Source organism: Kitasatospora aureofaciens, assembly GCF_019192735.1.
Taxonomy (GTDB): domain Bacteria; phylum Actinomycetota; class Actinomycetes; order Streptomycetales; family Streptomycetaceae; genus Kitasatospora; species Kitasatospora aureofaciens_A.
In genome coordinates, this window is record NZ_JAHTKP010000019.1 from 39,003 (window position 1) to 48,678 (window position 9,676).

Below are 9,676 nucleotides of genomic sequence, written 5' to 3' on the forward strand. Positions count from 1 at the left end.
ACGAGGTGACGTAAGTGAGCGAAGAGAAGCTCCGCTACTTCCTCAAGCGGGTGACCGCCAATCTCCATGAGACCCGGCACCGTTTGCAGGAACTGGAAGCGGCCAGTGGTGAGCCCATTGCCATCGTCGGCATGAGCTGCCGCTTCCCCGGCGGTGTGCGCAGCCCCGAGGCCCTGTGGGAGCTGCTGGACGCCAGGCGGGAATCGGTGGCCGGGCTGCCGCAGGACCGGGGGTGGGCCGTCGGCGACCCCGACGACCCCGAGTCCGGCGCGGAGGTGCAGGCGGGCAACTTCGTCTACGACGCCACCCAGTTCGACGCGGGGTTCTTCGGGATCAGCCCGCGCGAGGCCCTGTCGATGGACCCGCAGCAGCGGCTGCTGCTGGAGGTGTCGTGGGAGGCGCTGGAGCAGGCCGGGATCGACCCGGCGACGCTGCGCGGTTCCGCGACGGGCGTGTTCGCGGGCGCGTCCGCCTCCGGGTACGGCTGGATCACGGGCAAGCAGGGCGAGCTCGACGGCCACGTGATGACCGGCAACGCGACGAGCATCCTGTCCGGCCGGGTGTCCTACACGCTGGGCCTGGAGGGCCCGGCGGTGACGGTCGACACGGCGTGCTCGTCGTCGCTGGTCTCGCTGCACCTGGCCGCCCAGGCGCTGCGCTCCGGCGAGTGCACGATGGCGCTGGTCGGGGGCGCGTTCGTGGCGGCCACGCCGGTGCTGTTCACCGACTTCAGCCGGTCGCTCGGGCTGTCCCCCGACGGCCGCTGCAAGACCTTCGGGGCCGGGGCCGACGGCATGGGCGTCGCCGAGGGCGCCGGTGTCGTGGTGGTGGAGCGGCTGTCGGACGCGCGGCGCAACGGGCACCAGGTGCTCGCGGTGGTGCGCGGTTCCGCGATCAACCAGGACGGTGCGTCGAACGGGCTCACCGCCCCGAACGGTCCGTCGCAGCAGCGGGTCATCCGGGCGGCGCTGGCCAGCGCCCGGCTGTCGACGGCCGACGTGGACGTGGTGGAGGCGCACGGGACGGGGACCCCGCTGGGCGACCCGATCGAGGCGCAGGCACTGCTCGCCACGTACGGTCAGAACCGGCCGGAGGGGCAGCCGTTGTGGCTCGGCTCGGTGAAGTCCAACATCGGGCACACCCAGCAGGCCGCGGGCATGGCCGGGATCATCAAGATGGTGCTGGCGCTGCGGAACGAGCAGCTGCCGGCGACGCTCCACGTGGCGGAGCCGACCCCGGAGGTGGACTGGTCGGCGGGTGACGTCGAGCTGCTCGCCGACCCGGTGCCGTGGCCGTCCGGGGAGCGGGTGCGCCGGGCCGGTGTGTCGGCGTTCGGGATGAGCGGCACCAACGTGCACATCATCCTGGAGGAGGCCCCGACCGGGGACCCGGAGACGGCGGAGGCGTCGGCCGAGGACGGCGACGAGGCGGAGGTCCTGGACGAGCCGGCCGAGGTCGAGGCCGCTGCTCCTGCGGTGGTGGAGCTGGACGGGCTCGCCGCGTGGGCGGTGTCCGGCCGGTCGGCTCAGGGGCTGACGGCTCAGGCGGGTCGGCTGCGCGAGTGGGTGGGCGCGCGGCCGGAGTTGACGCCGACGGATGTGGCGTGGTCGCTGGCGGCGACGCGGTCGGCCTTCGAGCACCGGGCTGTGGTGGTCGGTGGCGAGCGTGGCGAGCTGGTGTCGGGTCTGGAGAGTCTGACCGACGGAGTCTCCGCCGGTTCCGTGGTGTCGGGTGTTGCGCGTTCCGGTGGGCGGACGGCGTTCGTGTTCGCGGGGCAGGGTGCGCAGTGGGTCGGGATGGGCCGGGAGTTGGCGCTGTCCAGTCCGGTGTTCGCGGCTCGGCTCGCGGAGTGTGAGCGGGCGTTGGCGCCGCATGTGCCGTGGTCGCTGTCCGAGGTTCTGGCCGGGGCCGAGGGTGCTCCGGGGCTGGACTCGGCGGATGTCGTGCAGCCGGTGCTGTGGGCGGTGATGGTGTCGCTGGCCGCGGTGTGGGAGGCCGCCGGCGTGACGCCGGACGCGGTCATCGGCCACTCGCAGGGCGAGATCGCGGCTGCGACGGTCGCCGGGATGCTGTCGCTGGAGGACGGCGCCCGGGTTGTGGCGGTTCGTGCTCGGGCACTGACGAGCCTGGACGTGCAGGGCTCGATGGTGTCCGTCGTGATGCCGTCCCAGGCTGTGCGGGAGATCGTCGAGGGCTGGGGCGAGCGTCTGTCGGTGGCCGCGATCAACGGCCCTGCGGCGGTTGTCGTCTCGGGTGAGCCGGAGGCGCTGTCCGAGTTCGAGCGGGAGCTGGCGTCGCGGAAGGTGCTGCGCTGGCGTATCCCGGCGACGGACTTCGTCGCGCACTCGCCGGCTGTGGAGCCGCTGGCGGCCGTGCTGGCAGAGGAGCTGGCCGGGATCACCCCTCGGACCGGCCGGGTGCCGATGATCTCCACGGTCACCGGCGAGTGGCTGTCCGGTACCGAGGTGGATGCTGCCTACTGGTTCGCGAACCTGCGGCGGATGGTCCGCTTCGAGGAGGCCGTCCGCATCCTTCTCGGCGGCGGCTACGGTGCGTTCGTCGAGGTGTCGCCGCACCCGGTGCTGACGGCCTCGGTGACGGAGACCGCCGAGGACGCGGGCATCGCCGAGGTCCTGACGGTGGGCACGCTGGAGCGCGACAACGCCGGCGCGTCCCGTCTGATCACGTCGCTCGCGCAGGCCTACGTCGGCGGGCTGTCCGTCGACTGGAAGACCGTTCTGCCCGCCGCCGAGCAGGTGGAGCTCCCGACCTACGCGTTCCAGCAGCAGCGCTACTGGCTGGAGCCCTCGGCCGCGAGCGTGACCCCTGCCGGTGGCGACGGCGCGAGCACCGCGGCGGAGGCCCGGTTCTGGGCGGCCGTCGAGGGCGGCGACCTGGCCCACATCGCCGAGGTTCTGGAGCTGGACGACCAGCGCTCTCTCGGTGACGTGCTGGAGGCGCTGACGTCCTGGCGCCGCCGTGAGCGGGACCGGTCGGCGACCGCCGACTGGCGCTACCGCGTCACCTGGGCGCCGGTCGCGGACCCCGGCTCCGCCGCACTCGCCGGCCGCTGGCTGGTGCTCGCCGACCAGGCCGAGGACGACCTGACGCAGGCCTGTGTCCAGGCCCTGACCGCCCGTGGGGCGGACGTCACGGTCGCCGAGGTGCGGGCCGGTGCCGCGGACCGGAGCGACGTCGCGGCCGTCATCGGCCGGGCGCTGCAGGACGCCGAGGCACCGGCCGGTGTCGTGTCGCTGCTGGCCCTGGACGAGACGCCCGTGCCCGAGTACCCGGCGGTTCCCCAGGGGTTCGCCGCCACGCTGGCCGTGGTGCAGGCGCTGGGCGACGCGGAGATCGACGCGCCGCTGTGGGTGCTCACCCGCGGCGCCGTCGCGGCGACGCCGGGCGAGGAGCTGACCAACCCGCTGCAGACGCAGATCTGGGGCTTCGGCCGCGTCGTCGGCCTGGAACACCCCGATCGCTGGGGCGGGGTGATCGACCTTCCGGCCGACTTCGACGAGCAGGTCGCGGCCAGGCTGTGCGCGGTGCTGGCCGGCTGCGGCGAGGACCAGGTCGCGATCCGTCCGACCGCGATCTTCGGCCGCCGTCTCACCAGGGCCGGCCAGCCGCGCGCCAACTCCGAGCAGTGGACGCCCAGTGGCAGTGTCCTGGTCACCGGTGGCACCGGTGCGATCGGCGGGCACGTCGCGCGGTGGCTGGCCGGCCGCGGTGCTCAGCGGCTCGTGCTGACCAGCCGGTCCGGGGCGGCTGCCGCCGGTCTCGCCGCGACGGTCGCCGAACTGGCGGCCCGGGGCAGCCGGGTGGACGTCGTGGCCTGCGACGCGGCCGACCGCTCCGACCTGGCCGGAGTGCTCGACTGGCTGGCGACGGACGGCCCTGCGCTGTCCGCCGTCATGCACACCGCCGGCGTCGTGCAGCACTCCACGGTGCACGAGACCGACCTGGCGGAGACCGCCGCCGTGCTGGCCGCCAAGGCGGCGGGCGCCGTGCACCTGGACGAGCTGACCAGGGACATGGACCTGGACGCCTTCGTCCTCTTCTCCTCCATCGCCGCGACCTGGGGCAGTGGCCTTCAGCCCGCCTACGCCGCGGCCAACACCTTCCTGGACGGCCTGGCCGAGTACCGCCGGGCCCAGGGCCGGACCGCGACCTCGGTGGCCTGGGGTTCGTGGGGCGGCGGCGGCATGACCGACGAGGACGGCGCCGCGCAGGGCCTGCGCCGCGGTCTGATCGTCATGGACAAGGACCGGGCCGTCCAGGCGCTGGCCCAGATCCTGGACGGCGGCGAGGCGCAGCTGACGGTCGCCGACATCGACTGGGCGCGGTTCGCCCCGCCGTTCACGCTGCGCCGGCCCAGCCCGCTGATCGAGAACCTGCCCGAGGTCCGGCAGGCCCTGGCCGGCGACCGGCCGGACGGGGCCGGGGGCGACGCTGCGGGCAGTACGGACGCGAGCGCGTCCTGGAAGCAGCAGCTCGCGGGCCTGCCGCGGATCGAGCAGAACCGGATGCTGGTCAGCCTGGTCCAGACCCAGGCGGCCGCGGTGCTCGACTACCCGTCGCCCGAGGCGGTCGAGGCCACCCGCGCCTTCAGCGACCTGGGCTTCGACTCGCTGACCTCGGTCGAGCTGCGTAACCGCCTGAGCGCCGCCACCGGCCTGCAGTTGCCCGCCACCCTGATGTTCGACGCCCCCAACCCCACGGCCGCCGCCGAGTTCCTGCTGGCGCTGCTGGCGGGCGTCCCCGACGGCGCGCAGACCGCTCCGGTCGTGGCGGCGGCGAGCGACGAGCCGCTGGCGATCGTCGGCATGGCGTGCCGGTACCCGGGCGGCGTGACCGGCCCGGAGGAGCTGTGGGACCTGGTGACCTCCGGGACCGACGCCATCTCCGTCCTGCCGGAGGACCGGGGCTGGGTCATCGAGGACCGGACCGACGCCACCGAGGGCGGACCCGTCCGGGCGGGCGGCTTCGTCTACGACGCGACCGGCTTCGACGCGGGGTTCTTCGGGATCAGCCCGCGCGAGGCCGTGTCGATGGACCCGCAGCAGCGGCTGCTGCTCGAAGTGGCCTGGGAGGCGCTGGAGCGGGCCGGCCTCGACCCCGCGTCGCTGCGCGGTTCCGCGACGGGCGTCTTTGCGGGCGCCTCCGCCTCGGGCTACGGCTGGAGCTCCGGCCTGCAGGGCGAGCTGGACGGGCACCTCGTCACGGGGATCTCGACCAGCGTGGTGTCCGGCCGGGTGTCGTACGTGCTGGGTCTTGAGGGGCCGGCGGTGACGGTGGACACGGCGTGCTCGTCGTCCCTCGTGGCGCTGCACCTGGCCGCCCAGGCGGTGCGCTCGGGCGAGTGCACGCTGGCCCTGGCGGGCGGCGTCATGGTGGCGGCCAACCCGCTCCTGTTCGACCAGTTCAGCCGACAGATGGGGCTGGCGCCGGACGGACGGTGCAAGCCGTTCTCGGAGGCGGCCGACGGCATGGGCCTGGGCGAGGGCGCGGGCATGCTCGTCGTGGAGCGACTGTCGGACGCGCAGCGCAACGGGCACAAGGTGCTCGCGGTGATCCGCGGCAGTGCGACCAACCAGGACGGTGCGTCCAACGGGCTCACGGCGCCGAACGGTCCGTCGCAGCAGCGCGTGATCCGGGCGGCTCTGGCGAACGCCGGGGTCCGTGCCGACGAGGTCGACGTGGTGGAGGCGCACGGGACGGGGACCCCGCTGGGCGACCCGATCGAGGCGCAGGCGCTGCTGGCCACGTACGGCCAGGAACGTGCCGAGGACCGGCCGCTGTGGCTCGGCTCGGTGAAGTCCAACATCGGGCACACCCAGGCGGCCGCCGGTGTGGCGGGCGTGATCAAGATGGTGCTGGCGCTGCAGCACAAGCAGCTGCCGAAGACGCTGCACGCCGCCGAGCGCTCGCCGCACATCGACTGGTCGGCCGGTGACGTGGAGCTGCTGACCGAGGCGATGCCGTGGTCGGCCGAGGACCGGGTGCGCCGGGCCGGCGTGTCGTCGTTCGGGATGAGCGGCACCAATGCGCATCTCATCCTGGAGGAGGCCCCGGTCGGGGACGCGGTTGTCCTGGACGAGCCGGGTGATGACGTCGAGTCGGCTGCTGTTCCGCTGGTGGTCGAGGGCGGCGAGGTCAGCGCATGGCTGGTGTCGGGTCGTTCGGCTCAGGGGCTGACGGCTCAGGCGGGTCGGCTGCGCGAGTGGGTGGGCGCGCGGCCGGAGTTGACGCCGGCGGACGTGGCGTGGTCGCTGGCGGCGACGCGGTCCGCCTTCGAACACCGGGCCGTGGTGGTCGGTGGCGAGCGTGGTGAGCTGGTGTCGGGTCTGGAGAGTCTTGCCGCCGGTACGCGGGTGGCCTCGGTGGTGTCGGGCGTGGCCCGTACCGGTGGCCGGACGGCGTTCGTCTTCGCGGGTCAGGGCTCGCAGTGGGTCGGGATGGGCCGGGAGCTGGCGCAGTCCAGCCCGGTGTTCGCGGCCCGACTGGCCGAGTGCGAGCGGGCGTTGGCGCCGCACGTGCCGTGGAAGCTGTCCGACGTTCTCGCCGGGGCCGAGGGTGCTCCGGGGCTGGACACGGCGGACGTGGTGCAGCCGGTGCTGTGGGCCGTCATGGTCTCGCTGGCTGCGGTGTGGGAGGCCGCGGGCGTCGCCCCTGACGCTGTCGTGGGTCACTCGCAGGGCGAGATCGCGGCGGCGACCGTCGCCGGGATGCTGTCCCTGGAGGACGGCGCCCGCGTGGTGGCCGTCCGGGCCCGGGCGCTGACGAGCCTGGACGTGCAGGGCTCGATGGTGTCGGTCGTGATGCCGTCGCCGGCCGTGCGCGAGATCGTCGAGGGCTGGGGCGAGCGTCTGTCGGTGGCCGCGATCAACGGCCCTGCGGCAGTTGTCGTCTCGGGTCAGCCGGACGCCCTGTCCGAGTTCGAGCGGGAGCTGGCCTCGCGGAAGGTGCTGCGCTGGCGCGTCCCGGAGACCGACTTCGTCGCTCACTCGCCCGCCGTCGAGCCGCTGGCTGCCGTGCTGGAGAAGGAGCTGGCCGGGATCACGCCGCAGGCGGGCCGGGTGCCGATGGTGTCGACGGTCACCGGCGAGTGGCTGACCGGCACCGAGGTCGACGCCGGCTACTGGTATGCGAACCTGCGGCGGATGGTCCGCTTCGAGGAGGCCGTCCGTACCCTGACGTCCTCCGGCTACGGGGCCTTCGTCGAGGTGTCCCCGCACCCGGTGCTGACCGCCTCGGTCACCGAGACCGCCGAGGACGCAGGCATCGACGTCGTGAGCGTGGGCTCCCTGGAGCGCGACAACGGCGGTGCCGGGCGCCTGATCACGTCGCTGGCGCAGGCCTACGTCGGCGGGCTGTCCGTCGACTGGCAGACGGTCCTGCCCGCCGCTGAGCCGGTGGACCTGCCGACCTACGCCTTCCAGCACCAGCACTACTGGCTGCAGGCCGCCGCAACGGCGTCCCCGGTGGGTGGCGACGGCGCGAGCACGGCCGCCGAGGCCCAGTTCTGGGCCGCCGTCGAGGGCGGCGACCTGGCCCGGATCGCCGACACGCTGGCGATCGAGGACCAGAAGCAGCTCAGCGCGGTGCTGCCCGCCCTGGCGTCCTGGCGCCGCCGGGAGCAGGACCGCTCGGTGACGGAGAACTGGCGCTACCGGGTCACCTGGGCGCCCGTCGCGGACCCCGCCCCCGCCCGGCTGTCCGGGCAGTGGCTGGTTGTGCTCCCCGCCGGACGGGCCGACGGCGACCTCGCGCAGCAGTGCACGGCGGCGCTGACCGCCCGCGGTGCCGAGCTCGTCGTCATGGAGACCACGGCCGCAGCCGGCCGGGAGCGGATGGCGGAGCAGATCCGCGCGGTGCTGCCGGAAGCCGGGTTCGCCGGTGTGGTGTCGCTGTTGGCGCTGGACGAGACGCCCGTGCCCGAGTACCCGGTGGTTCCCCAGGGCCTCGCCGCGACGCTGGCCCTGGTGCAGGCGCTGGGCGCCGCCGAGGTGGGCGCACCGCTGTGGGTGGCCACGTCCGGTGCGGTCGCCGGCGGGCCGGGCAAGGGGCCGACCGGTCCGGTGCAGACGCAGATGTGGGGTCTGGGCCGCGTCGTCGCGCTGGAACACCCCGACCGCTGGGGCGGGTTGATCGACCTGCCCGAGACGGTCGACGAGCAGGCCGCGGGACGCCTGGCCGCCGTGCTGGCCGGGTGCGGTGAGGACCAGGTCGCGATCCGTCCGGCCGGGATCCTGGCCCGGCGGCTGACCCGGGCTCCCCACCCCCGAACGGCGGGCCAGGCGTGGACGCCCGGCGGGACCGTCCTGGTCACCGGTGGGACCGGTGCGATCGGCGGGCACGTCGCCCGCTGGCTGGCCGGTCGCGGTGCTCAGCGGCTCGTGCTGACGAGTCGGTCCGGCCCTGCCGCCGCCGGTCTCGCCGCGACGGTCGCCGAACTGGCGGCCCGGGGCAGCCGCGTGGACGTCGTGGCCTGCGACGCGAGCGACCGGGCCGACCTGGCCGGAGCGCTCGACTGGATCGGTACGACCGGCCCCGCGCTGTCGACGGTGATGCACACCGCCGGCATCGGGCAGGCCACCACGGTGCAGGACACCGACCTGGCCGAGACGGCCGCGGTGCTGGCGGCCAAGGCGGCGGGCGCCGTGCACCTGGACGAGCTGACCAGGGACATGGACCTGGACGCGTTCGTGCTCTTCTCCTCGATCTCGGCGACCTGGGGCAGCAGCGTCCAGCCCGCCTACGCCGCGGCCAACACGTTCCTCGACGGCCTGGCCGAGTGCCGCACGGCGCAGGGCCTGCCCGCCACCTCGGTGGCCTGGGGACCGTGGGGCGGTGGCGGCATGACCGACTCCGACACCGCCGCGTGGATGGCGCGGGGCGGCCTGATGGTCATGGACGAGGACCACGCCGTCCAGGCGCTGGCCCAGATCCTGGACGGTCGCGAGGGATCGGTCACGATCGCGGACGTGGACTGGGCGCGGTTCGCCCCGCCGTTCACGCTGCGCCGGCGCAGCCCGCTGATCGAGGGCCTGCCCGAGGTCGTCGCGGCGCTGGCCGGCGATGGGGCCGGCCCGGCCGCCGACCCGGATGCGGGTGCGTCCCTGACGCAGCAACTGGCGGGCCTGTCGCGGGCCGAGCAGAACCGGACGCTGGTCAAGCTGGTCCAGGCAAAGGCGGCCGCGGTGCTCGACTACGCGTCGCCCGAGGCGGTCGAGGCCACCCGGGCCTTCAGCGACCTGGGCTTCGACTCGCTGACCTCGGTCGAGCTGCGCAACCGGCTGAGCACCGCCACCGGCCTGCAACTGCCCGCCACGCTGCTGTTCGACTGCCCGACCCCGGTCGCGCTGGCCGAGTACCTCTGGAACGAGGCGTTCCAGGACGGGTCCGGTCCGGTGTCCCTGGTGGAGGAGGTCGACCGGCTCGGGTCGCTGCTGACCGAGGCGATGCCGGACGAGAAGACGTACCAACTGATCAACGATCGCCTGCAGGGGCTCCTTTCCCAGTGGAAGGAGGCCGGCGCTTCGACGGAAGGTCAGGCGGTCGCGGAGAAGATCGGGTCCGCAACGGACGACGAGATATTCGAGTTCATTCACAAGGAACTCGGCAGGTAAGTGGTTGTCCGTGGGTGCGGATAGCAAGCTTGCGTTTCACAGAC

General features: G+C 74.0%; 1 protein-coding gene. It reads left to right on the forward strand.

The window, feature by feature from the left end:
• Positions 1-14 precede the first annotated feature (14 nt).
• Positions 15-9,632, forward strand: a complete 9,618-nt coding sequence (locus tag KV557_RS20325; RefSeq protein ID WP_218202289.1) for a type I polyketide synthase — start codon at positions 15-17, stop codon at positions 9,630-9,632.
• Positions 9,633-9,676: the final 44 nt, after the last annotated feature.